This is a genomic window from Kribbella sancticallisti (assembly GCF_039530625.1).
GTDB classification, from domain to species: Bacteria; Actinomycetota; Actinomycetes; order Propionibacteriales; family Kribbellaceae; genus Kribbella; species Kribbella sancticallisti.
Map to the genome: position 1 here is coordinate 83,299 of NZ_BAAAOS010000056.1, position 24,110 is coordinate 107,408.

Annotated in this window: 24 protein-coding genes; 10 read left to right on the plus strand and 14 right to left on the minus strand. The window is 69.2% G+C overall.

Going from position 1 to position 24,110, the window contains the following annotated elements; translation table 11 throughout:
• Positions 1-77 precede the first annotated feature (77 nt).
• The 3 genes from ABD255_RS35155 to ABD255_RS43935 are packed head-to-tail and all read left to right on the plus strand — an operon-like array spanning position 78 to position 2,733.
• Positions 78-1,283, plus strand: a complete 1,206-nt coding sequence (locus ABD255_RS35155) for an MFS transporter (protein WP_344221108.1) — start codon at positions 78-80, stop codon at positions 1,281-1,283.
• Between the two features lie 45 nt (positions 1,284-1,328).
• Complete coding sequence (locus ABD255_RS35160) at positions 1,329-2,576, plus strand: DUF445 domain-containing protein (RefSeq protein WP_344221109.1); 1,248 nt, start codon at positions 1,329-1,331, stop codon at positions 2,574-2,576.
• A 22-nt stretch (positions 2,577-2,598) separates the two neighbouring features.
• Complete coding sequence (locus tag ABD255_RS43935; protein WP_425554615.1) at positions 2,599-2,733, plus strand: CGNR zinc finger domain-containing protein; 135 nt, start codon at positions 2,599-2,601, stop codon at positions 2,731-2,733.
• Between the two features lie 22 nt (positions 2,734-2,755).
• On the opposite strand, the gene ABD255_RS35165 is transcribed toward ABD255_RS43935, so the two are convergent.
• On the minus strand, positions 2,756-3,835 hold the full coding sequence (locus ABD255_RS35165) for a 2-oxoacid:ferredoxin oxidoreductase subunit beta (protein WP_344221110.1): 1,080 nt from the start codon (positions 3,833-3,835) through the stop codon (positions 2,756-2,758).
• On the minus strand, positions 3,832-5,814 hold the full coding sequence (locus ABD255_RS35170; protein ID WP_344221111.1) for a 2-oxoacid:acceptor oxidoreductase subunit alpha: 1,983 nt from the start codon (positions 5,812-5,814) through the stop codon (positions 3,832-3,834). The genes ABD255_RS35165 and ABD255_RS35170 overlap by 4 nt, the downstream gene beginning before the upstream one ends.
• Positions 5,815-6,111: 297 nt before the next feature.
• Between ABD255_RS35170 and ABD255_RS35175 the strand changes: the two genes are divergently transcribed.
• Entirely contained in the window at positions 6,112-6,945 is an 834-nt protein-coding gene (locus ABD255_RS35175) for a hypothetical protein (protein ID WP_344221112.1), read from the plus strand.
• Between the two features lie 25 nt (positions 6,946-6,970).
• Complete coding sequence (locus ABD255_RS35180) at positions 6,971-7,339, plus strand: NADH-quinone oxidoreductase subunit A (RefSeq protein ID WP_344221113.1); 369 nt, start codon at positions 6,971-6,973, stop codon at positions 7,337-7,339.
• Here the strand turns inward: ABD255_RS35180 and ABD255_RS35185 are convergent.
• Positions 7,326-8,237, minus strand: coding sequence for an ornithine cyclodeaminase family protein (locus ABD255_RS35185; protein ID WP_344221114.1), 912 nt, complete (start codon positions 8,235-8,237; stop codon positions 7,326-7,328). The genes ABD255_RS35180 and ABD255_RS35185 overlap by 14 nt on opposite strands.
• A gap of 56 nt (positions 8,238-8,293) precedes the next feature.
• On the opposite strand from ABD255_RS35185, the gene ABD255_RS35190 reads away from it, so the two are divergent.
• Positions 8,294-9,304 carry a dipeptidase gene (locus ABD255_RS35190; protein WP_344221115.1) on the plus strand — a complete coding sequence of 337 codons (1,011 nt, stop codon included), beginning with the start codon at positions 8,294-8,296 and terminating at the stop codon, positions 9,302-9,304.
• Positions 9,305-9,983: 679 nt separating this feature from the next.
• Here ABD255_RS35190 and ABD255_RS35195 read toward each other — a convergent pair.
• The 10 genes from ABD255_RS35195 to ABD255_RS35240 all read right to left on the minus strand — a co-directional run bounded on the left by ABD255_RS35195 (position 9,984) and on the right by ABD255_RS35240 (position 19,728).
• Entirely contained in the window at positions 9,984-10,790 is an 807-nt protein-coding gene (locus tag ABD255_RS35195; RefSeq protein WP_344221116.1) for an NPP1 family protein, read from the minus strand.
• Positions 10,791-10,948: 158 nt separating this feature from the next.
• Entirely contained in the window at positions 10,949-13,864 is a 2,916-nt protein-coding gene (locus tag ABD255_RS35200; protein ID WP_344221117.1) for a helix-turn-helix transcriptional regulator, read from the minus strand.
• 287 nt (positions 13,865-14,151) lie between these two features.
• Positions 14,152-14,316, minus strand: coding sequence for a hypothetical protein (locus tag ABD255_RS35205; RefSeq protein WP_344221118.1), 165 nt, complete (start codon positions 14,314-14,316; stop codon positions 14,152-14,154).
• A 13-nt stretch (positions 14,317-14,329) separates the two neighbouring features.
• Positions 14,330-14,458 carry a hypothetical protein gene (locus ABD255_RS35210; RefSeq protein ID WP_344221119.1) on the minus strand — a complete coding sequence of 43 codons (129 nt, stop codon included), beginning with the start codon at positions 14,456-14,458 and terminating at the stop codon, positions 14,330-14,332.
• A gap of 250 nt (positions 14,459-14,708) precedes the next feature.
• Complete coding sequence (locus tag ABD255_RS35215; protein ID WP_344221120.1) at positions 14,709-14,870, minus strand: hypothetical protein; 162 nt, start codon at positions 14,868-14,870, stop codon at positions 14,709-14,711.
• 85 nt (positions 14,871-14,955) lie between these two features.
• Positions 14,956-15,867: a PfkB family carbohydrate kinase gene (locus ABD255_RS35220; protein WP_344221122.1), complete on the minus strand. Its 912-nt coding sequence runs from the start codon at positions 15,865-15,867 to the stop codon at positions 14,956-14,958.
• Positions 15,864-16,988 (minus strand): ADP-ribosylglycohydrolase family protein, encoded by a 1,125-nt coding sequence (locus tag ABD255_RS35225; RefSeq protein WP_344221123.1) that lies wholly within the window; start codon positions 16,986-16,988, stop codon positions 15,864-15,866. The genes ABD255_RS35220 and ABD255_RS35225 overlap by 4 nt, the downstream gene beginning before the upstream one ends.
• Positions 16,985-17,704 (minus strand): GntR family transcriptional regulator, encoded by a 720-nt coding sequence (locus ABD255_RS35230; RefSeq protein ID WP_344221124.1) that lies wholly within the window; start codon positions 17,702-17,704, stop codon positions 16,985-16,987. Before ABD255_RS35230 ends, ABD255_RS35225 begins: the two co-directional genes overlap by 4 nt.
• Entirely contained in the window at positions 17,701-18,240 is a 540-nt protein-coding gene (locus ABD255_RS35235) for a cysteine hydrolase family protein (protein WP_344221125.1), read from the minus strand. Before ABD255_RS35235 ends, ABD255_RS35230 begins: the two co-directional genes overlap by 4 nt.
• Positions 18,241-19,728: a purine-cytosine permease family protein gene (locus ABD255_RS35240; RefSeq protein ID WP_344221126.1), complete on the minus strand. Its 1,488-nt coding sequence runs from the start codon at positions 19,726-19,728 to the stop codon at positions 18,241-18,243.
• A gap of 107 nt (positions 19,729-19,835) precedes the next feature.
• Here ABD255_RS35240 and ABD255_RS35245 point away from each other — a divergent pair, with 107 nt between their 5' ends.
• The 3 genes from ABD255_RS35245 to ABD255_RS35255 are packed head-to-tail and all read left to right on the plus strand — an operon-like array spanning position 19,836 to position 22,061.
• Positions 19,836-20,693, plus strand: coding sequence for an alpha/beta fold hydrolase (locus ABD255_RS35245; protein ID WP_344221127.1), 858 nt, complete (start codon positions 19,836-19,838; stop codon positions 20,691-20,693).
• 4 nt (positions 20,694-20,697) lie between these two features.
• The gene (locus tag ABD255_RS35250; protein WP_344221128.1) at positions 20,698-21,330 is read left to right on the plus strand and encodes an NADH-quinone oxidoreductase subunit B; all 633 of its coding nucleotides are present in this window, start codon (positions 20,698-20,700) and stop codon (positions 21,328-21,330) included.
• The gene (locus ABD255_RS35255; protein ID WP_344221129.1) at positions 21,327-22,061 is read left to right on the plus strand and encodes an NADH-quinone oxidoreductase subunit C; all 735 of its coding nucleotides are present in this window, start codon (positions 21,327-21,329) and stop codon (positions 22,059-22,061) included. Before ABD255_RS35250 ends, ABD255_RS35255 begins: the two co-directional genes overlap by 4 nt.
• A 161-nt stretch (positions 22,062-22,222) precedes the next feature.
• On the opposite strand, the gene ABD255_RS35260 is transcribed toward ABD255_RS35255, so the two are convergent.
• Positions 22,223-23,071 carry an NAD(P)H-binding protein gene (locus ABD255_RS35260; protein ID WP_344221130.1) on the minus strand — a complete coding sequence of 283 codons (849 nt, stop codon included), beginning with the start codon at positions 23,069-23,071 and terminating at the stop codon, positions 22,223-22,225.
• Between the two features lie 87 nt (positions 23,072-23,158).
• Between ABD255_RS35260 and ABD255_RS35265 the strand changes: the two genes are divergently transcribed.
• Positions 23,159-24,109 carry a complex I subunit 1/NuoH family protein gene (locus ABD255_RS35265; RefSeq protein ID WP_344221131.1) on the plus strand — a complete coding sequence of 317 codons (951 nt, stop codon included), beginning with the start codon at positions 23,159-23,161 and terminating at the stop codon, positions 24,107-24,109.
• Position 24,110: the final 1 nt, after the last annotated feature.

Below are 24,110 nucleotides of genomic sequence, written 5' to 3' on the forward strand. Positions count from 1 at the left end.
GGCGCTGGTCACACCGGCGGCTGAGACCTCGGCCGGGGCGGGCCGGGCTGATGCGACAATCAGGCGTGACAAGTTCGATGACTCCTGACAGCTCCGCGGGCTCGCGGCACGTCGGCCTGGCGCTGCTGGCGCTGGCGACCGGCGGGTTCGCGATCGGGACGACCGAGTTCGTCACGATGGGCCTGCTGCCCGAGATCGCGGCCGGCGTGGACATCTCGATCCCGACCGCCGGGCACATCGTCTCGGCGTACGCGATCGGCGTGGTCGTCGGGGCGCCGGTGATCGCCGCGCTGGGCGCCCGGACCGGCCGGAAGAGGCTGCTGCTCGGGCTGATGGCGGTCTTCGTGCTGGGCAACGTCCTGTCCGCGATCGCGAACAGTTACGAACTGCTGATGGCGGCGCGGTTCCTGACCGGGCTGCCGCACGGCGCGTTCTTCGGCATCGGAGCCGTCGTCGGCGCCTCGATGGTGCCGGCGAACCGGCGGGCCTGGGCGGTCTCGATGATGATGGTCGGCCTGCCGGTCGCGAACATCGTCGGCGTCCCGGTGACCACCCTGCTCGGGCAGGAGTTCGGCTGGCAACTCCCGTTCCTGGCGGTCGGCGTACTCGGTCTGCTGACGCTGGTGGCGGTCTGGTCCTGGGTCGGTCCGCAGCCGGTCGGCAACGACGTCAACGTACGCAGCGAGTTGAGCGCCCTGGCCAAGCCGCAGGTGTGGATGGCCCTGCTGGTCGGGATGGTCGGCTTCGGCGGCATGTTCGCGACGTACTCGTTCATCACCCCGACGATGACCGAACTGGCCGGCTTCACCCCGGCGGCGGTGACGATCGTGCTCGCCGTGTACGGCATCGGCATGACCGGCGGCACCTTGGTCGGTGGGCGGCTGGCCGATCGGGCGCTGATGCCCAGCATGTACGGCGGGCTGATCGCGGTGACCGTGGTGCTTGGAACCTTCGGCTGGCTCGCGCAGAGCAAGCCGGGCGCGTTGATCGGGGTCTTCGCGATGGGGTTCAGCGCGAGCATCCTGATCCCTGCTCTGCAGACTCGGCTGATGGATGTCGCTCACGAGGGGCAGTCGCTGGCGGCGTCGTTGAACCACTCGACGCTCAACGTGGCGAACGCGCTCGGCGCGTGGCTCGGCAGCGTAGTACTGGCTGCTGGGTATGGGTACGAGTGGCCGAGCCGGGTTGGCGCGGCGCTGGCGGTGGCAGGCCTCGTACTGGCGCTGGTGTCTGGGCAGATGGACCGGCGGACGGCCCGGCCGCTGGCGGAGGCCCGGTCGTAGCTCGTTCGCGCTGCGTGATCACCAGGCAGTTGGTTAGATCGGGGTATGGCGACACTGGTTTTGAGCGGGGCCGATCTGGTGCGGCGGCGCGGCCTGCGGCAGATGCGGATGGTCGCGCTGTCCTTGCTGGTGCTGGCGGCGATCGTGTACGTCGTGACGCTGCACCGCGAGGGTGCGTGGGGTTACGTGAACGCCGCGTCCGAGGCGGCGATGGTCGGCGCGCTGGCGGACTGGTTCGCGGTGACGGCGCTGTTCCGCCACCCGCTCGGGCTGCCGATCCCGCACACCGCGATCGTGCCGACCCGCAAGGACAGCCTGGCCGAGAGCCTGGAGCAGTTCGTCACCGAGAACTTCCTGTCCGAGGCGGTCGTCGCCGAGAAGATGCGGACCGCCGAGGTCAGCCGCAGGGCCGGCGAATGGCTTGCCTCCGGCAACCATGCTGAACGGATCGTCGAGGAGGGCGCCCGGACGATCGGCGCGGCGCTGCCGAGACTGGGTGACGACGACGTCACCGCCTTCGTCCAAGGCTCGCTGCTGCCGCGGTTCGCCGCCGAGCCGCTCAGCCCGATCGCCGGGCACTTCCTGCAGTCGGTGGTCGACGACGGCGCGCACCACGCGTTGTTCGACCTGTTGATGGTCGAGGCCTACGACTGGCTCCGCGACAACCGCGAGACCCTGACCGAGGTCGTCGGCTCCCGCGCGCCGCGCTGGTCCCCTCGCTGGGTCGACTCGATCGTGATCGACCGGATCCACAAGGAGGCGCTGGTCTGGCTGGCCGGCATCCGCGACGATCCTCAGCACCCGGCCCGCAAGGCGGTCGACCGGCTGCTGAGCCAGTTGGCCGACGACCTGCAGAACGACCCGGAGATGATGGAGCGCTTCGAGACGTTCAAACGCCGGATGCTGAGCCACCCCGACATGGGCACCAGCCTCACCGCCGTCTGGGACGCCGTCCGAACCGCCCTGATCGGCGCGATCAACGACCCCGAAGGCCCGCTGCGCGGCCGCGCCGCCCAAGCCATCAAGGACCTGGGCAAGCGCCTGCAAACCGACGACGTACTCCGCGCCAAGGTCGACACCCGAGCCTCCGAAGCCGTCGGCTACGTCGTCCGCACCTACGGCACCGAGATCGTCTCCGTCATCTCCGACACCATCGAACGCTGGGACGGCCGAGAAGCCTCAGCCCGCATCGAACTCCACGTCGGCCGCGACCTCCAGTTCATCCGCATCAACGGCACCGTCGTCGGCGCCCTGGTAGGCCTGGTAATCCACACCGCCAGCCAACTGCTGTAGCGCGGAGCACGATCCGGCCCGCGTGGGGACCTGCGCCGCGGACGGCTGCGCCGACGTCTACATCGACGTTTCGGCCCGCGCCCACCGGCGGTTCTGCTCGGTCACCTGCCAGAACCGCACCCGGGTAGCCGCCTTCCGTCGCCGCCAGAGCACCTGACGGCGACGGACTCCGCGTAGTACTAGTTGACGGTCCAGGTGTCGGAGCCGGTGACCAGGGACTGGAGGTCGCCTTGGCCCTGGGTTTCCTTGGAGGTTGCTACCTGTTGGCGGACCAGGTCGTCGTACGCCGGGCGGTCTACCGCGCGGAAGACGCCGATGGGGGCCTGGTGGAGGACGCCGGCGTCGGTGAGGCGGGACAGGGCGAAGGCGTAGGCGGGGTCGTCGGTGTGGGCGTCGTGGACGACCAGGTCGGCCTCGCCGTTCGGGAGGTCCGCGATCTCGCGGACCGCGAGGGAGGCGAAGCCGTCGCGTACTACGCCGAGGCGGCCGTCGGTGCCGAAGCGGATCGGTTCGCCGTGCACGAGCGGGATGATCGCGTCGTCGCGGGTCTCCGGGTTCTTGAAGGCGTCGAAGGCGTTGTCGTTGAAGATCGGGCAGTTCTGGTAGATCTCCACGAAGGCCGTACCGCGGTGCTCGGCCGCGGCTCGCAGTACCGAGGTCAGGTGCTTGCGGTCCGAGTCGACCGTGCGGGCCACGAACGTCGCCTCGGCGCCGAGCGCCAGCGAGACCGGGTTGAACGGGTTGTCCACCGAGCCCATCGGAGTCGACTTGGTGACCTTGCCGGGCTCCGAGGTCGGGGAGTACTGGCCCTTGGTCAGACCGTAGATCCGGTTGTTGAACAGCAGGATCTTCATGTTCACGTTGCGCCGCAGGGTGTGGATCAGGTGGTTGCCGCCGATCGACAGCGCGTCGCCGTCACCGGTCACGACCCAGACGCTCAGGTCCGGCCGCGCCACCGCGAGCCCGGTCGCGATGGCCGGCGCGCGGCCGTGGATCGAGTGCATCCCGTACGTCGACAGGTAGTACGGGAAGCGGGACGAGCAGCCGATACCCGACACCATCGCCACGTTCTCGCGCTTGATCCCGAGCTCCGGCAGGAACCCCTGGAAGGCAGCCAGCACTGCGTAGTCGCCGCAACCAGGGCACCAGCGGACCTCCTGGTCCGACACGTACTCCTTGCGATTCTGCGGCTCGGTCGCGGCCGGTACGCCGCGGAGCCCGCCGGGCAGACTCGGCAGGCCGAGGTCGACGGTGCTCATCGTGCTCCCTCCGGGTGGTGCAGTTGGCCGTTCGGTTCGGTGTGCAGCGCTTCGCCGTGGGTCAGGTTGGCGGCGGCCTCGCCCAGGTGACGGGCGTCGTCGTCGATGCCCTCGGTCTCCTCGACCAGGTTGCCGATCACCTCGGCCAGTTCCGCGGCGCCCAGCGGCATACCCCGGACCTGCGCGTACGAGACCACGTCGACCAGGAACTTGGCGCGCAGCAGCATCGCCAGTTGGCCGAGGTTCATCTCCGGCACGAGGACCTTGTCGTACGACTTGAGCACGTCGCCCAGGTTCGCCGGGAACGGGTTGAGGTGGCGCAGGTGGGCCTGCGCGACCTTGCCGCCGACCTTGCGGACCCGGCGTACTCCGGCGCCGATCGGGCCGTAGGTGCTGCCCCAGCCGAGGACCAGGACCTTCGCGGTACCGTCCGGGTCGTCGACCTCGAGCGCGGGCACGTCGACGCCGTCCACCTTCGCCTGGCGGGTGCGGATCATCAGGTCGTGGTTGGCCGGGTCGTAGGAGATGTTGCCGGTCTTGTCCTCCTTCTCGAGCCCGCCGATGCGGTGGTCGAGCCCCGCGGTACCGGGGATGGCCCAGGCGCGAGCCAGGGTCTCCGGGTCGCGCAGGTAGGGGAGGTAGACCGGCTCGCCCTTGTCGTTCGTGGCGTTCGGCTCGGTGGTGAAGTTCGGGTCGATCGTCGGCAGGTCCTCGATCACCGGGATCTGCCAGGGCTCGGAGCCGTTGGCCAGGTAGCCGTCGGACAGCACCATCACCGGGGTGCGGTAGGTGACCGCGATCCGGGTCGCCTCGACGGCGATCGCGAAGCAGTCCGCGGGGGACTGAGCGGCGACCACCGGCAGCGGCGCCTCGCCGTTGCGGCCGAACATCACCTGCAGCAGGTCGGCCTGCTCGGTCTTGGTCGGCATGCCGGTCGAGGGACCGGCGCGCTGGATGTCGCAGACGACCAGCGGCAGTTCGAGCATCACGCCGAGACCGATCGTCTCGGACTTCAGGCTGATGCCCGGGCCTGACGACGTGGTCACGCCGAGCGCACCGGCGAACGAGGCACCCAGGGCGGCGCCGACACCGGCGATCTCGTCCTCGGCCTGGATCGTCGTCACGTCGAACCGCTTCAGCTTTGACAGCTCGTGCAGTACGTCGGACGCCGGGGTGATCGGGTAGGCACCGAGCACCAACGGCAGCCCCGCCCGCTGGGCACCCGCCACCAGGCCGTACGCCAGCGCGAGGTTGCCGGAGATGTTGCGGTAGGTGCCGGTCGCCATCCGGGCCGGCTTCACCTCGTAGCGGACCGAGAACTCCTCGGCGGTCTCGCCGAAGTTGTAGCCGGCCCGGAACGCCGCGATGTTGGCGTCGCGGATGGCCGGCTTGCCGGCGAACTTGGTCTCGAGGAACTCGATGGTGGACTCCACCGGCCGCTGGAACAGCCAGGAGACCAGGCCGAGCGCGTACATGTTCTTCGCCCGGGACGCGTCCTTGCGGGACAGCCCGAACTCCTTGACCGACTCGACCGTCATCCCGGTCAGGTTCAGCGGGACCACGTGGTACGCCTCGAGTTCCCCGGTGTCGAGCGGGTTCTCGTCGTACCCGATCCGCTTCAGGTTGCGGGCGGTGAAGTCGGCGGTGTCGATGATCAGCGTGGCGCCCCGCGGTACGTCGCTCAGGTTCGCCTTGAGTGCGGCCGGGTTCATCGCGATCAGCACATCGGGCGCATCACCAGGCGTCAGGATGTCGTGGTCGGCGAAGTGCAACTGGAACGACGAAACGCCCGGCAAGGTACCGGCTGGTGCCCGGATCTCGGCGGGGAAGTTGGGCAGCGTCGACAGGTCATTGCCGAACGATGCCGTCTCCGCGGTGAATCGGTCCCCCGTGAGCTGCATCCCATCGCCGGAGTCGCCGGCGAAGCGGATCACCACGCGATCGAGTTGCTTGACCTCGATGGTCACTTTTCTGTTCATCTCCAAGTCGACGCTTGGGTCGGCCCACCTTCTCGTGAAAGGCCGGTCGATCCCCCCATTCAGGGCGATAACCCAATATTAGTTCGCCCTTAGGACGGAACCATGCAGAAGACCTGATGGTCCACAGCCTGGGATTGAGCGGTACCCACTTGCGGCCCGAATCCACCTGTTCGGGCCGAATCGTCCGGTGTCACGCAGAGCAGTCGTTCGCTTGCCAACCGCAGCCATTACCGGCAGGGTGTCTTCATCCAGCTGTGATCTACCCCGGGATCCACCCGGGCTCGAGGGAGTTTCACCATGGGCGTGCGCCCGCTGCGTTCTCACCACCTCGGCATCGGCCTGCTCGTCGCGGCCCTCTCGCTGACCGGATGCGCCGCCACGGTGGTCCCGGCCGAGAGTGCCCTGTCCGTGCCGGGCACCGGCAAGGCGGCTCCGGCCGCGGTCCAGACCACGCCGGTGCGTGCGGTGAAGATCACCAGCATCAAGACCACCGACGCCACCAAGGGCGTGCTCACGGTGGTCGGCTCGATCACCCCGGCGCCCGCGGCCGGTTCCCGGGTCTCGCTGCAGCGCTGGTCCTCGACCGGGCGGAAGTGGATCGAGATCGGGCACGGCCCGACCAAGGGGACCAGCATCACGATCCCGCCGACCGTGCCGGGCTCCGTCGCGTCGTACCGGCTCTACATCGGCGCCCAGGCCCCGTACGGCGCTGCCTCGTCGTCAGCGATCAGCTTCTCCCACTATGTCTATCGGGGGATCTTCAAGAAGCCGCTGCTCGCGACCGGCGGCAAGGGCCACCCGCAGTTCACCGTGGTCCCGCCGGCCGAGGGGCCGCGTCGCGCCGAGGCGGAGGTGATCGCCGACAAGGCGGGCGTCGTCTGGGGTGACATCGACACCACCGGCTGCCGCTGGGTCCGCACCTGGCTCGGCAACCTCACCGACGGCACCGTCCGGGTCTCGCTGCTGAACGGAGCGAAGGTGGTCGGCGCGGTCGCGATGGCGCAGGAGACCGAGACCTGGCTGAACCGCGACATCCTCGGCGTCACCCGGCTGCGCCTGCAGGTCGCCGACGTGAAGTCCGGCTACGGCCCGATCGTCGCCGTCGACGCCCTGCTCCTCTGCACCAACTGAGGCGCGCACCACTAGGGTGTGAGCCATGATCGGGCAGGTTTCACAGAGCTACGGCGTAGTCGGCGCGATCCTCGTGCTCGGCCTCGGTGGTCTGCTCGGCGCCTTCGCGCTGAACAAGGCGCTCACCATCACGTATCCGACCACCGAGAAGCTCAAGACGTACGAGTCCGGCGTCGACCCGGTCGGCGAGGGCTGGGCCCAGGTCCACATCAGGTACTACCTGTTCGCCTACCTCTACGTGATCTTCGCCGTTGACGCCGTCTACCTCTTCCCCTGGGCCACCGTCTTCGCCGCCGTCGGCGTCGCCAGCCTGATCGAGATGTTCATCTTCCTGGCCTTCGTAGCCGTAGGCCTCCTCTACGCCTACCGCAAGGGCATCCTCAGCTGGACCTGACCGAGGCTGCCAACGCGGCGGCTATTGCCCAGTCTTGGGGGCCTACGCCCACTGATTTGAAGACTGTGCGGCCGGTGGGGTCGGGCTTGGTGGTCAGGGCGGTGCCGAGTTCCAGTAGGTCGGACTCGGCGAGGGTGCCTGAGGTGAGGGCGTCGATGATCTCGCCGGATTCTTCGAGGGCTGCTTCGCGTTGGTCGACCATGACGACGGAGGCGGCGGCCAGGAGGTCGCGGGGGAGTTCTCGCATGGTGGGGCGGAAGGCGCCGATGGCGTTGACGTGGACTCGGTCGGGGAGGGCATCGACGGAGAAGAGCGGGGTGGAGGAGGAAGTCGCGCAGCAGATCACGTCGGCGGTGATGATGGCGTCGTCGATGGAGGTGCCGGGGATGAAGTGCACCGCGGGGAATTCAGCCGCCAGAGTTTTGGCGAGGGCAGCGGCTCGGGTGGCGTCGCGGCCGGTGACCGCTACTTCGGTGATCGGACGTACTGCGAGGACGGCGCGGACCTGATCCGCGGCCTGACCGCCGGTCCCGAGGAGGGCCAAGCGGGTGGCGTCCGGAGCGGCGAGCAAATCTGTGGCGACGCCTACGACGGCACCGGTCCGCAGCGTCGTGATGGAGGTGCCGTCGGCGACGAGTTGTTCGCCGGCTCCGGTCCAGATCACTGTCGCCCGGATCGCCGGGACCTGGTCGAGGGCGATGCCGATCTTCTTCACCACCGCGGTCCGGCTCGGCGTGTGGTACGCCGACATCACCAGCACCGCGCCGTCGCCGAAGATCTGCCGCGCGGGCAGGACGAAATGACCCGCCGCGAGCTCGAGGAACGCGTCCCGGACCGCCGAGATCGCGGCCGGCATCGGCACAGTACGGCGTACGTCTTCCGCGCTCAGCACCTTCATCAGACGGTGAGGTTATAACGTGGCCCGGCAGACACGCGACAACTGAGGGGACATCGATGACGGACCTGCATCGGGACGCGGTGGTGGCGGACGCGCACAACGATCTCCTGATGCTGGTGGCGCGCCGGCCGAAGGAGAAGTGGGTCGGCTACTTCCGCGATCGCTGGATCCCGCAACTGCGCGAGGGCGGCATCGACGTCCAGGTGCTGCCGGTGTTCATCGATCACGAGTTCCGGCCCGAGGGGGCGCTGCGGGAGACGCTGCGGATGATCGAGGCGGCGCACCGGATCGCCGAGGGCAACGCCGACCAGGTCACCCTGTGCACGACCGGAGCCGAACTCGACGCCACCGTCGCGGCCGGGCGGATCGCGCTGGTGCTGGCGCTGGAGGGCTGCGCCCAGATCGACGTGGACCTGGAACTGCTGCAGACGATGCAGCGCCTCGGAGTACGGATGGCCTCGTTCACCCACTTCGGGCGGAGCGCGCTCGGCGACGGGTCGGGGGAGGACGCGACCGGCAGTCGGCTGACCAAGGCCGGCGTCGAGGCGGTCGGGTTGCTCGAGGACCTCGATGTCCTGGTCGACATCTCGCACGTCGGGCGGGCCGGCGTCGAGCACATCCTCGAGTTGGCCACCAAGCCCGTCGTCGCGTCGCACTCCAGCGCCTTCGGACTGCACGAGCACCACCGCAACCTCACCGACGAGCAGTTGCGTGGTGTCGCCGCCACCGGCGGAGTCGTCTGCGTGAACTTCTTCGCCGGCTTCCTGACCGCGGACAAGCCGACCGTCGACCACTTGGCCGACCACATCGAGTACGCCGTCCAGGTGGCGGGTGAGGATCACGTCGGCCTCGGCAGCGACTTCGTCCAAGAGGTGTTCGACGAGAAGATCCCGGCCTGCGACCGCCCCCTGATCATCGAGGGCCTGGACGCCGCGGTCATGGTGCCTGGTCTGGAGGGCCCGGCCGGGATGCCGTTGGTCACCGACGCGCTGCAGCGCCGGGGGATGCCCGAGGCGACTCTCCGCAAGGTCCTCGGCGGCAATCTTATGCAACTCTTGCGCCGTTGACGGGTTGCGCACCGTAGGTGTCCGGTAGCGGACGGCTGATCTCAGATATTACTCAGAGTGAGAATACTGTCTGGTCAGGGATCGTTGCCTGATCACCCCGTGTGATTGCATTGGACAACGGTTGTGTTCAGAAGCCTCGCTGTGTAACGGATTGCGATGAGGTAGTCGCCAAGCGCGGAGATCAGAGTTACAGTGATCACTGGGGGAAACGGGGCGAACACAGGACGGTGGGGCATGTCTTGGCAACTCTGGGTATTGATTGCGGCGGCAGCGACCGGGGTCATCGCGGTCCTGGCAGTGAAGTTGCACCGCGCGCAGCAGGTCTTCGACCACATCGTTGACCAGTCCCGTTCAGATCAGTCCCGGAGGGCTCCGTCCCGGGTCGACCGTGTCGACGAGTTCCGCGCTGACGAGGCCCCGGTTCACGACTTGGCCAGGCAGCGCCGACGGCATCAGTTCCGGCCCGCGCTGGCCGCACCGACCGCCCACCCCCAGCACCGCTCGCGCGGCCACCACTGATGCGTGGTCGCGCCCGCGGTGACCGTGGGCGCCCATCCGCTCGGCAACGGCTTCATCGGGCCACCACCCCCCGGCCCCTGGTGCCTTCGAGCGGCATGGGTGCCCACCTGAGCCTGCCGTCGATGGGTGCCACTGAAGCAGTGGCACCCATCGAAGGTGGTCAGGCCCAGGGATTGAAGGGGATGCCGCCGGGCTTGGAGTTGTTGAGCAGGTTCCGGAACCGGTCGTCCCGGTCGGTGATCTTGATGGTCGCCGCGCCGAAGTTCGCGGTCATCAGTTGGTCGCGCAGGGCCGTGGTGGGCCAGCCGTTCCAGTCGACCAGCGGCGGGTAGCGCCAGTTGTGATAGTGGTTCTCCGGCGGTTCGTCGTTGGTGTTGGCGAGCCGGAAGAAGTGCGTGCTCGCGCCGTCCTTGTGGTAGACGACCTTGGGGTGCGTGCCGTCGAAGCGCACTTGCGCGCGGGGGTAGGTCACCTGGCTGCTGTGCTGCGTGGTCGTCACGAACTCGACCTGGTTCGACGCCTGGTTGATCCATGAGATGACGTGCTCGAAGTCGTGCCGGTGGCCGCCGAGCCCGCTGCCGGCCACTGCCTGGTCCTTCTCGAAATAACTGGCGTAGACGACCGCACACCACCCGTTGTTGCACTTCGAGCGGGCGTAGGTCTGGGAGTTGTTCAGGTCGGACAGGTCACGGCAGTTCCCGTTGACCGCGCCGGTCGTGTTCAGGCCCGGGTTGAGGGTGCCGTCCGCGCCGATGGCGGGGGTGGCGTAGCACCCGTCGCCGTCGTAGTCGTAGGCCGGCGAGAAAGACTGTTCCCATCCTCCGGCGTTCTGCGGAAGGGCGGGCGGCGGAGCGGCGTACGCCGCTGTGGCCGTGGTGATCGTCAGGGCGGCGGTGCCGAGCAGTACTCCGAGCAGGCGGCGCCTGCGCCGGCGCCTGACAGGTTTTGGGGACGACAGATCGCTCATGGTGTCGCTCTTTCGACGGGGGCGGACCCCGGACGCGTCACCAGACAGTCGGACACCCCCGGGGCGAGTGAGAACGACGATGACATGCGCGGGGCACATCCGTATAGACGCTACGTATCCACTGATCGACGATGCGTGAACGCCTCGAGCGACCGGGACTAGCCGAGCAGGCCGTCCCGGCGCGCGACGGCAGCCGCTTCCGTCCGGCTGCGGACACCCAGCTTGGCCAGGATGTTCGAGACGTGGACGCTGACCGTCTTCTCGCTGATGTACAGCTCGCGAGCCAGTTGACGATTCGTCCGGCCTTCGGCGAGCAACGCCAGTACTTCGGTCTCCCGCGCCGTCAGCGCGGTCGGCCCGGCGCCGGTCTCCACGCCGCCGAGCTCGTCCAGCAGCGGCTTGGCGTCCAGCGCGCGGGCGGTCTCCGCGGCGAGCAGCGCCTGCTCGTTCGCGTCGGCCACCCGGCCGGCCGCGCGCAGGGCGGCCGAGAAGTGGATCCGCGCCCGGGCCTGCTCGAACACGTATCCATAGCCGAAGGCGTCCACGGTTCGCTGCCAGGTGGCGACGTGCTCCTCGGCCGTCGGCGGATCGATGTCGGCAAGCCACCGCAGCCGCTCCCACTCAGCTTCGAGCCGGGCCAGCCAGGCGATGCCCTCGACCCCGAGCACCCGGCCCGGCGGCAGTCCCTTCTCGGCGGTCGACTGCCCGTCGCTCACCAGTTCGGCGCCGCGGGCGACCAGTTCGGGCGCGGCCGTCGGCTCGTGCACGACCCGGTGGCTCAGCACCTGCAACCCCAGCGCGGAGAACCGGATCCGGGCCATGAACCACTCGGTCTGGAACAGCTCGGTGAGCAACGCGGACACGTCGGCGATCAGCTTCTCCGCCTCGGCGACCTGGTTCAGCGCGAGGTAGGCCTCGACGGCCGGCTGCAGCCCGATGATCGGGAGCATCGCGTCCAGCGTCCACCACTTGCGCATGCGCTCCAGATCCTCGGCCACGGTGGTGTCGCCGCGCCCGCCCCGAACGGCCATTCCAACCGCCCGCAGAGCGGCCTCAGCAGCAGCTGGCGTCTTCGAGTCCGTGTGCGCGGTGGCGGCCGCCTCATCCCATTCGCCGACAACGAACTGGGTCAGCGCCAGCATCCGCCGGGCATCGAAGCCGTAGACGGCCCACTGCCGACCAAGCTCCTCGGCCCGCTGAGCGGCGTACAGGAAAGAGGTCTTGGCGCTGGCGAGGTCGCCCATCTCGTAGTGGTTCGAGCCGAGCAGGAACCGGCTGCGGATCTCAGCGGCGTTGTCGCCCGCCAGTTGCGCCCGTACCGCGGCTTCTTCCAACTGCTTGGCGGCCGCGATGGGGTCACCGGCTCGCCGACGCAGCTGGGCCAGGGTGATCCCGGCATCGCCGGCGGCGGACTCCTGACCGACATCGCGCGCGATCTGCAGTGCCTCGTTCGCCCAGCGCTCAGCCTCCATCGGGCGACCGAGGGCGTCGGACACTCGCGCGTACATCGAGGCGACCTGCGCCTTGAACACACTCGCGGGCTCGTCCGAGGTGAGCCGCAGGGCCTGGGAGATGGCCTCGTTCGCCTCCTGGTCCTGGTCGATGGCCAGGGCGATCTCGGCCAGCGGCATCAGCAGTTGCGCCCGCTGCAGGCTCGGCGCCTCGGCGGGCAGATCCGCGAGCGCCTTGCGGAGCAGCTTCAGCGCACGCAGGTGCTGCGCCGACAGCGAGGCGGCCGCGGCTGTCTCGACGATCAGCCAGGTCTTGTCGATGCTGGCATCCTCGGCGGCGTTCGGATAGAGCTCCAGGGCCATCTCGTAGTGCTTCAGCGCCTCCAGCGGCGCCGCGACCGAGATCGCCTCCTGCCCGGCCCGGACCCGCGCCTCGAACGCGGTCGCCAGGTCGTGGGACCTGGTCGCATGGCCGGCCAGCTCCGCCGCGGTACCGGCGACTGTCTGGTCTTTCAAAGCCTTCGCGTACGCCGCGTGCTGCCGCACCCGCTCGCCCGGCAGCAGGTCGTCGTACACAGCCTCCGCGAGAAGTGCGTGGCGGAAGTAGTAGCTCGCGTTGCCCGGGTGCTCGATGATGTGCGCGTCGATCAGCTCGCGCAGCGCCGCGTCCAGCTCCCGGTCGGGCAGTCCGGCGACAGCCGTCAGGAGGGTGTGCGGCACTCGCCGCCCGGCCACGGCGATCACCCGGGCGACCTGGCGGGCGTCGTCGGACAGCGGGTCGAGCCGGACCAGCAGCAGATCGGCCAGATCCGGCGGTACGGCGTCCGCGTCGCCCATCGAGGCGGCGGCGACCAGTTCCTCGGTGAAGAAGGCGTTGCCGCCGGCCCGCTCGAGGATCCGCCGCTCCTCCATCGCGGACAGCGGCTCGGAGAGCAGGGCGGTCAGCAACGTGCGCGAGTCGGTGTCGTCCAGCGGCAGCAGGTTGACCCGGCGGACCCGGGCATGGCGGGACCACTCGGCGATCGGGCGGCGCAGCGGATGGCGCCGGTGCAGGTCGTCGCTGCGGTAGGAGATCACCAGCGCGAGGCGCTGCGAGGTCAGCCGGGTCAGCAGGAAACCGATCAGGTCGCGGCTGGAGTCGTCGGCCCAGTGCACGTCCTCGATGATCACCACCAGTGGCTCGCTGGTCGACAGCGCGGTCAGCGCGCCCAGTACGGCGTCGAACAGCGCCGCGCGGTCGAGCTGACCTTCCTGCGGGACCGGCTGCGCGCCGATCAAACGGTGCGTCGGCAGCAGCCGGCCGATCGCGGGGAAGTTCGTCAGGACGCTCTCGACCAGGTCGGGGCGCTCGCCGGCCAGCCGGCCGAAGATCTCGGTGAACGGCAGGTAGGGCAGCCCGGCGTCGCCGAAGTCGGTGCAGTGCCCGACCAGCACGCCGAAACCGCGCTCGTGCGCGCCGGTGGCCACCTCGTCGAGCATCCGGGTCTTGCCGACGCCGGCGTCACCGGACAGCAGAATCGCCCCGGCGCGGCGGGTTCTCGCCTCGTCCACGGCGCTGAGCAGGGTGGCCAGCTCGGTCGAGCGGCCGACGAGAGGTGTCGAGGTCCAGGGCACGTCGTCCATCTTCGCCCCTGGAGCCGACACAAATCGACGGCATCCCGTCCGCTGTGCTGATGCCGACAGCGAAATCCCCCTGGAAACCGAGACAGGTCCCGCAGCCACACGCCCGCTCCTCGCGGTCTGTCCGGCCTGGGTGGCCTGCCCGGCTGCCTTTCCGGCGCGCTCGCTGGGCTGTCGGCCGGCTTGTTCGGCCCGTCGGGCCGGCCCGGTCGGCGGTTTCGGTTCGGGGGTGGACGTGGAAACGCCGTCCCCGACCGGCTTTATGTGGTCGGGGACGGCGGGTGCGGCGGTCATGCCGCGTGGGTGGGTCGCAGGGCGCGGCGGGCGTGCCGCGGCTCAGGCTGGGGGGCCTGCTCCCGGCGTTGCCGGCGGGCGGTGGCCCGGCCGAAATCGCGCTTGATCCGCTCCTGCCGGTAGGCGGTCTCCGCCTGGGCTGACTGAATCGTCGTGAACATGGTGTGCCTCCCTTCAGACGTTCCGGTTGAACAGGTGGACGAGGTGCCGGCGGGTGCCCGTCTTGCGGGTCCGGGCGAAGTCGCGGGTGAGGCGCTCCTTGCGGTAGCTGACCTCTGCCTTGACCGACTCGGTGGTGAACATCTGCTGCCTCCTGGCTGCTTCGCATCGACTCCCTGTCGATGGCTCCAATCTGCTCGTCTGAGGAGGGCCCGCACATCGGAACTAGTCCCTATCCACAGCCCCTACGCACTCACTAGGGATCCCTGTACGCCGTAGGCGGCGCCTAGGTAGTCCCGGCAACGCCTAGGTAGTCCCGGCAACGGCAGCGCGGCCGGGTTCCGGTGGGAACCTCGGCCGCGCTGGGTGGAAGGGACGGGTGGTGGTCGGGCGCTCACATCGCGTGCCGAGCCTGGACCGCTGGGAGGCAGGGTTGTTGCTTCACCCGCTGAGCGGGTCTGCGCTGGAACCACAGCCGACGCTGGAAGTCTCGCGTGATGCGCTCCTGCCGCCAGGAGATCTCTGCCTGGAGCGAGTCGGGAGTGTAGAACTGCATGATGTCCTCCGGGAGCTTCGGTCGATGGCCCGACTGTGCTCGCCTGAGGAGGACGGCCACATCGGCACAACTCCCTATACGGCGCCTAGTGGACCCTTAGATAGCTCTCGAGCTCGTCCCTAGTGGGTGCGGTGGCCGGTCCGCGCCGGGTGACCGCCAGGGCCGCCGCCGCGTTCGCGCGACGAGCCGCTTCGGCCGGATCCTTGCCCTCGGCAATCCCCGCCAGGAAGGCGCCGGCATGCGCGTCTCCAGCACCATTGAGGTCCACCGCCCGTACTGCGAACCCGTCGATCCGCGCGACACCCTGACCTCGTACTGCGAGTACGCAGCCGGCCGGGCCAGTTCGCACCAGCACATCGGCGCGGGTCGTTCTCTCAATCAACGATCGGGCCGCATCGGCAGGGTCGGCGAGTTCGGTCAACGCGGTGGCCTCGGTGGTGTTGGAGCTCCACCAGTCGGCCCGGGCGAGCACGGCGTCGAGGGCGGGTTCGGGGATGTCGGCAACGAGTGGGCCGGGGTCGAAGAAGACCAGCACATCGACTGGGAGCTTGGAAAGCCAGGGGACCAGGGCGGCTCGGTTGGAGTCGTGCAACAGGCCGTACCCGGACAAGTACACGAGGTCGCCCTGTTTTGGTTCGGGAAGGTCGGCTGAGGTGAGAGTGGCCTCGGCGCCGGGGCTGGTAACGAAGGTGCGTTCGCCGGTGGGGTCGACCAGCGTGATGACGAAACCCGTGTCCCGGTCGGCTCTTGCCGGGTGCAACCACTCGATGCCCGCTTGCGCGAGAGCCGCCCGGGCCTGGTCACCGAATGGGCCGGTGCCGTGCGCACCGGCGTACAGGGTGGGGAGGCCTTGGCGGGCGGCCGCGGCCATCACGTTGAAGCCGCCGCCGGCCGCGGTCGCAGTACTGGAGGCGATCACGTCACCGCCGCGGACCGGCAGGTCGCCGACGGTGAGGACCAGGTCGATCACCACGTTGCCGACGTGGATCAGCCTCATCCGGAGCGGACCTTCAGCAGTTGCTCCGCGAGTTCGTCGAGGTCCAGGTCGTTGATGCCGGCAACGGTGATCCGGGCCTCGACCGGGAAGCCTTCCTCGCCGTGGCACGCGCCTGCCACGGCGCCGGTGATCGCGGCGATCGTGTCGGTGTCACCGCCGACCGACGCGGCCAGCCGGACGGCGAGCCAGGGGTCGTCGGGGCAGGCGGCGAGGATGGCGAAGGCGGCGGGGATGGATTCCTGGCTGGCGAGGCTGGTGCCGACCAGGTCGTAGAGAAGTGCAGACACGGCGCCCGGCCTGGGAGGGGTGTTGCCAGGCGCCGTGTCGATCAGGGAGGTGGCCCATTTGATGCGGGTCGCGACGTCTGCGCCTGCTACCCAGTGGCCGCGCTTCGAGGCCTTGGCTGCGGCTTGGATCGCGGCGTTCGTCGCGTCGGGGACGGTCGCGCCGTCGATCCCGGCGCTTACGGCTGCTGCTACCGCGGCTGCGGCGGCCAAGGCGAGGCCGGTGTTGTGGGTTGCCGCGCTGGCGGCGATCACTCGGTCGAGGAGCAGGTCGAGGTCGGTCGATAGGGTGGCGATGCCGACAGGGGTGATCCGCATGGCGGCGCCGTTGGTGGTGCCATAGCGGCCGGTCTCGGTGATGTCCGCGCCTTGGAGCAGGGCGTCGATTGCGCGCTTGGTCGACGGGCCCAGGAGGTCGAGGGAGCCGCGGGCGCGCATGGAGTCTTCCCAGTCCAGCAGCTTCCGCGCCAGCTCACGGCCGTCCACGAGCCCGCCGGAGGAGACGACTAGCCGGGCGAGCAGTACGGCCTGTTCCGTGTCGTCGGTGATCGCACCGGCCGGCATTCCCGCCGCCAATGGCTGATCCTCCGGACCGGGGTGAAAGCCGTCGATCACCTCGCCGTAGCGCCGAACGATGAGGGCCCTGGGCAACGACTGTGTAGGCATGCCGAGCGCATCACCGATCGCCAGCCCGTAGAGCGCACCTGCGGCGCGCGAGGCGCGGGAAGGGAAGGCGCTGGATGCCGTGATCGGGTCGGGCGGGCTGGGGCCGGCGGTGGGAGTGGAGCCGGCGCCCGGCGGGCGTGCGACTGGGCCCGGAGGGCCGGGGGTGCTCATCGGGTGGACTCGTTGTAGGTGAGGCTCAGTTCGAAGTGGCGGGGGTCCAGCAGGCTGTCGACGTGTTCGGCGAAGCGGTTGTCGGTGGTCCAGCTGGTTCGGGTGGTGTGGAGGAACCAGGTGCCTTCGGGGCGGCCCAGCAAGGTGGCCTCTTCGGGGTCCAGGGGGCGACCGCGGAGGCGTTGTTCGCCGTGGTCGACATGTAGGCCGGCGCGGGCCAGGGTGGCGGTGATCGAGTTGTCGACCAGGCCGCGGGCGGGCAGATCCGCCAGTTCGCCGACCGCGGGGATGCGGCTGCGTTCGAGCGAGATCGCCTCGCCGCCGACGATCGCCCGCGACCGCTCGACCACGATCACCTCGGGGGAGTCCAGGTCGAGCCGCTCGGCGAGATCCTGGTCCTGGGCGTGCTCCAGCCGCAGTACCCGGACCTCGGTGTCGACGCCCTGCTCGGCCAGCGCGTGGGACCAGCCGAGCCGGTCGTCGAGCGGCCGGCCGTCGAACAGCACGAACGAGCCCTTGCCCGTACGTGTGGTGATCAGCCCGTCCTCACTCAGTACTGCGAGCGCCGAGCGGACCGTGTTCCGGCTGACCGAGAACCTCTTGGCCAGCTCGAGCTCGCCGGGCAACTGGGTACCGCGCCCGACCCGGCCGGAGCGGATCTCCCGGGCCAGGATGGACGCGATCCGCTCGTGCTTGAGGTTCACTTCACGGATCACAGGCGCTCCGCGGCCAACTGCTCGACGGTGACGACCTCCAGCATCGGGGCGTAGAGCCGCATGATGTCGAGGGCCTTTTGGTGGCTGGTCTCGTCTACTCCCGCGCAGGCGTCGGCGACGACCCGCACGTGGACTCCGGCGTCCACGGCCGCCAGCGCGGTGCTGATCACGCAGCAGTCAGTGGTGACTCCCGACAGCACCAGTTGCCCGCCAGACCCGACCGCCTCCGCGAGCTCTGGCCCCCACTTGCCGAACGTGGTCTTGTCCAGAGTCGGGGCGCCGTGGAACTCGTCCACCAGTTGGTAGGCGTAGGAGTCGGGCGGCTGGAGCGCGAAGGGCCACTGTTCGTAGTACGGGATCCAGGAGCCGGTGGGCTCGTCGGGTGCGATGAAGCGGGTGAAGACGACGTTGGGGGAGTAGAGGTCGACCAACTCCTGGGTCGGCTTGATCACCCGCTGGAAGTCGGGTGTCACCCATCCGCTCTCGGGCTCGGCGAAAATCCGCTGAAGATCGATCAGGGCTAGTACTGGGGTCATCTAGACCTCCACATCCTGCCTGCGCTGCGGCAGTTCTTCTTGCCGCTGCACCTGCGAGCGGCCGCCGATCAGCTGGACCACGAACCCCGCGACGAGGGCGAACAGCACGCCCAGGTTGGCGAAGGCCCAGGTGCCTTCCTTGCCGCCGAAGCCCAGCGGATCCAGCAGGTAGCCCTGCCAGGTCAGCCAGCTCGCGCTGCCGTTGGTGACGAGTCCCCAGCCGATCGCGGTGGCGATCAGAACAGTGGCTACAGGCAACCACCTGACGTCGCCGTACCGGCCGGACCGGTCGTACAGGTCGGCCTCGGCGTAGTCCCGGCGCCGGCTGGCGATGTCGGCGAGCATGATGCCGCACCAGGCCGCGACCGGAACGCCGAGTGTGATCAGGAAGCCCTGGAACTGACCGAGGAACTCGTCCCCGAAGAACACCACGTAGATGGTGCCGGCGATCATCACCAGACCGTCGATGAACGCGGCCACGTACCGCGGTACCGGCAGACCGACGGACAGCAGGGCCAGCCCGGACGAGTAGATGTCCAGTACTGCGCCGCCCACGAGCCCGAGCACCGCCACGATCACGAACGGCACCAGGAACCAGGTCGGCAGGGCCTCCGCGAGCGCGCCGATCGGGTCGGCCGCGATCGCCCCGCTGAGGTCTTCGGAGGAGCCGGCGAGCAGCAGGCCGAAGATCAGCAGCACGACGGGCGCGATGGAGGCGCCGAAGGTGGTCCAGCCGACCACGCCGCGGCTGGATGCGGTACGGGGCAGGTAGCGGGAGTAGTCGGCGGCCATGTTCACCCAGCCGAGGCCGAAGCCGGTCATCAGGAACACCAGTGCCCCGATCACCTCGGCGTTCGAACCGCCCGGCAGCGCGGACACCGTGCTCCAGTGCACCTGGTCGGCGACCAGCGCGATGTAGATGATGGTGAGCACGCCGGTGACGATCGTGATGACGGCCTGCGCGCGCATGATCAGGTCGAACCCGAGCACGCCGCAGGCAACGATCAAGGTGCCGACGACAACCAGCGCGACCACCTTGGTGACGCTGCCGCCACCCCAGCCGAGCCGCTCGAACACGGTCGCCGTGGCCAGCGTCGCGAGGATCGTCAGCACGGTCTCCCAGCCGACGGTCAGCACCCACGAGATCAGCGACGGAAGCTTGTTGCCCCGTACTCCGAACGCGGCCCGGCTGAGCACCAGCGTCGGCGCCGACCCGCGTTTGCCGGCCAGCGCGACCAGGCCGCAGAGCAGGAAGGAGAAGGCGATACCGACCAGGCCCGCGACCACCGCCTGCCAGAACGAGATCCCGAAGCCGAGCGCGAACGCGCCATAACTCAGCCCGAGGACCGAGACGTTCGCCCCGAACCAGGGCCAGAACAACTGCCGCGGTGTGCCCTTGCGCTCCGCGTCGTCGATGACGTTCAGGCCGTTGCTCTCCACCGCGAACCCACGCGGCTCCAGCGGCGGCACCTCTAACTGATCGGCCATTCGGACCCCTCCGGGAAATGAACCTGTCCAGTCCTGTTCAATCACGGTAAGTCGCGCACGGCTGCCGGTCAAGGACCATGATGGGAGCCCCCAAGGAGAGGACGGTCATGCCGGTCAGCGCAGCGGTGGACGGGTTCAGGTTGGCCTACGACAGGGCAGGCGAAGGACCCGCCGTCGTGCTGCTGCACGGCTGGCCCGGAGACCGGACGGACTACCGGCTGCTGGCGCCGATGCTGGTCGAGCGTGGCTTCGAGGTGGTGGTGCCGGACCTGCGCGGGTTCGGGGAGTCGGACAAGCACGTGGCGGACCCGGCGGCGCAGTACGACGTGGCGGCGCAGGGCCGGAGCGTGGTCGGCCTGATCGACGAACTGGAACTGGAACTGGAACGACCCGTACTCGCGGGGTACGACGTGGGCAGCCGGATCGCGCAGGGGATCGCGCGGAGTACGCCTGAGGTGGTGCGTGGACTGGTGGTCGCGCCGCCGTTGCCGGGCATCGGGAAGCGGGTGTTCGGGGAGAAGCCGCAGGCGGAGTTCTGGTACCAGGCGTTCCACCGGCTGCCGGTGATCGAGGAACTGGTCGACGGGAACCCCGAGGCGGTTCGGTCGTACCTGCGGCACTTCTGGACGCACTGGTCCGGACCGGGCTTCGAGCCGGAACTGGATCACCTGGTCGAGGTGTACTCCGAGCCGGGCGCGTTCACCGCCTCGATCAACTGGTACCGGGCGGGTGCGGGCTCGGTGGCTACGTCGGCCGCGGAGGTGGCGCCGGCGTCGTACGACCGGATCGCCGTACCGACGGTGGTGTTGTGGCCCGAGTTCGACCCGCTGTTCCCGCGGGCGTGGTCGGACCGGTTGGACGACTTCTTCAGCGACGTACGGCTGCGCTTCGTCGACGGGGTCGGGCACTACGCGCCGCTGGAGTACCCGGAGGTGCTCGCCGAGGAGATTGTCGGACTAGGCTGAGGCTATGCCTGACAGCTCGGTCCACCTGCCGCTCCCCACGGTGCGGCCGGCCGTGGGCGCGCTGGCGAAACTCGCGCCCGAGCCGGTGCGCTACCTGCTGAACTGGGGCCGCAAGTACTCGCTCTGGGTCTTCAACTTCGGCCTCGCCTGCTGCGCGATCGAGTTCATCGCCGCGTCGATGGGCCGGCACGACTTCATCCGGCTCGGCGTGATCCCGTTCGCGCCCGGGCCCCGGCAGGCCGACCTGATGGTCGTGTCGGGCACGGTGACGGACAAGATGGCGCCGGCGATCAAGCGGCTGTACGACCAGATGCCGGAGCCGAAGTACGTGATCTCGTTCGGCTCCTGCTCGAACTCGGGTGGCCCGTACTGGGACTCGTACTGCGTGACGAAGGGCGTCGACCAGATCATCCCCGTCGACGTGTACGTGCCCGGCTGCCCGCCGCGGCCGGAGGCGCTGCTGCAGGGCATCCTCAAGCTGCAGGAGAAGATCGCGGGTGAGAACGTCACCAGCCGGTACGAGCCGTCCGCGCAGGCGCTGACCCGCGGGCTGGTCACGCCCCCTGCGCTGGGCTCGTCTTCGGAGTCCGGCTCGGCTGCCGCTTCGGCTTCGGCTTCGGCTTCGGAGCAGCAGTGATCGATGACGCGCTGGCCGCACTCACCGCGGCCGGGATCGCAGCGGTCAAGACCGACAGCTTCGGCCCGGCCACGATCGACGTACCGGCCGAGTCCTGGGTCGCGACCCACGAAATACTGCGGGACGAGGTCGGCCTGACCTTCTTCGACTTCCTGACCGCGAGCGACGAACTGAACGACGGGTTCCGGGTGGTCACCCACCTGGCGGACTTCTGGGGCGGGGCGCACGTCGAACACGTCATCATCCGCACGCTGATCCCGCGAGCGACGCCGCAACTCGCCTCGCTCTCGGGCGTCTACGCCGGCGCGAACTGGCACGAGCGCGAGACCTTCGAGATGTTCGGCATCAGCTTCGAAGGCCACCCGAACCTCATCCCCCTCCTCCTCCCCGACGGCTTCGAGGGCAACCCGCTGCGCAAGGAGTTCGTCCTCGCCTCCCGAGTCGCCAAGCCCTGGCCCGGCGCGAAGGAACCCGGCGAATCCGACCACGCCCCCAAGGCCGGAGCCCCCAGCCGCCGCCGCACCCTCCCACCCGGCGTACCAGACCCCGAGTCCTGGGGCCCCCGCCCACCCGCCTCACCCGCCCCGGACCCCCTGGCCCCCGCCCTAACGGCCGCCACCCCCGCCCGACCCCGCCGCGCCGCAGGCGAACGCCGCGCAGCCAAGCAAACCGAGCCCAAGCCGCCCGCGGAACCGACACCTCCCACGGAACCTGAGGACGAGACTTCCTGATCCCGTTCGATGGGGTGAATCTCAGCCCTGGTCGAGTCGCTCCAACCGCTGCCCGGTGATGGCCGCGAGCACCTCGTCGGGGACGTCACGGATCAACACATCACTCATCAGATCCTCCTTCCGTTCTGATATCGCGCGATATCAACTCCGCGAGGCCATTCTCAGTCGGTCGGTGCGCGGAACTCGGCGGCGTGCTCCTTGGCCCAGTCGCGGTAGGTGAGGGCGGGGCGGCCGAGCAGGGTGGGGACCGTGGTGGTTACTGGCTCGGGGTTGTCCACCAGGGAGGCCCAGTAGGCGACCGAGCTGTCGGCAAGGATTGGGTCGGCGCCGAAGGCGAGCATTGCTTGGCGGGCCTCGGCGGCGGGGACTTCCTCGATCCGCAGGGGCTTGCCGATGGCATCGGCGAGGATCGCGATCTGTTCCGTCTGCGTCAGCGTCTCCGGGCCGGTCAGTACGTACTTCTGGCCGACGTGCTTGTCGTCCAGCAGCGCCAGTACTGCGACTGCGGCGAGGTCGCGTTCGTGGATCAGCGAGCGCCCGGCTTCCGGTGAGGGGACCCGGACCACCTCGCCGGTGCGGATCTGGTCTGCCCACTCCTGCGTGTTGACCGCGAAGCCGCCCGCGCGCAGGAACGTCCAGTCCGTTCCGGACAGCAGGTCCTCCAGTTCACCCCACACTCCGTTCGCGGCGGCCGGTTGGTCGTCTTGCACATTCATCGCCGAGAGGTAGACCACGCGCGACACTTGCTTGGTCAACGCGGACACCATCGGTTCTGCGCCTTCCGCGCTGAACGACGGCCAGAGAAGGAAGACGGCGTCGACCTGCGCGGCGGCTCGCGACACTGCGGCCGGGTCGTAGATGTCGCCCTGGGCGATCTCGACCTCTGGCGGCAGCCCGGCCTGCGGTGGATTCCGGACCAGCGCCCGTACGGTCACCCCCGCCGCCAGCAAGCCCTGTACTACGTGGCGCCCGACGCGGCCGGTCGCTCCGGTGACGAGGATCGTGGTCATCGACAACATCTCCTTGGATCGGTGTTTCTCCACACCCTGGGACCTCAACAATGGTTCAGGTCAAGCCGGAGTCGATAGGGTGCCGTCATGCTCGAGTTCGTGGTGCGGGTCGTCGGCGTGCTGGTCGCGTTCCTGGTGACTCCCTTGCTGGTCGGTCAGGCCGAGCACAAGGTGATGGCGCACATGCAGTCGCGGCTCGGCCCGATGTACGCCGGGGCCTTCCACGGCTGGGCGCAACTGGTCGCGGACGGGGTGAAGTTCGTCCAGAAGGAGAGCGTGACCCCGGCGGCCGCGGACAAGCGCGTCTTCGAGTGGGCCCCGATCGTCGCGATCCTGCCGTACATGGCGGCGATGGCCGCGATCCCGCTCGCGCCCGGCATCGTCGGGGCCGACTTCGACTCGGGCCTGTTCTTCGTGCTCGCGGTGATGAGCGTCGGCGTGCTCGGCTCGCTGATGGCGGGCTGGGCCAGCGGCAACAAGTACAGCCTGCTCGGCGGTCTCCGGGTCGCGGCGCAGCTGATGAGCTACGAGCTCCCGTTCGTACTGTCCGCGGCGAGCGTCGCGGTGGCGGCCGGCAGCTTGAGCCTGACGGGCATCGCCGACGCCTGGAACCCGTGGTGGTTGCTCTGGCAGTTGCCCGGCATGGTCGTCTTCTTCATCGCCGGACTCGCCGAGCTCCAACGGCCACCCTTCGACATGCCGGTCGCTGACTCGGAGGTGATCTTCGGGCCCTACACCGAGTACACGGGCTTGCGGTTCGCCATGTTCCTCCTCGCCGAGTACGCCGGGATCGTGGTGCTCGCCGGACTCACAGCAGTGCTGTTCCTCGGTGGCTGGAGCGGGCCGGGTCCGGACAGCATCGGCTGGATCTGGACCATCCTGAAGATCGCCGCGGTCTCGCTGCTGGTCATCTGGGTCCGGGTCGCCTTCCCCCGGTTGCGCGCCGACCAACTGCAGAAGCTCGCCTGGCAGGGCCTCGTGCCGGTGGCGCTGCTCCAGCTCGCGCTCACCGGCATCGGGGTCGTCGTCTTCTACTGAG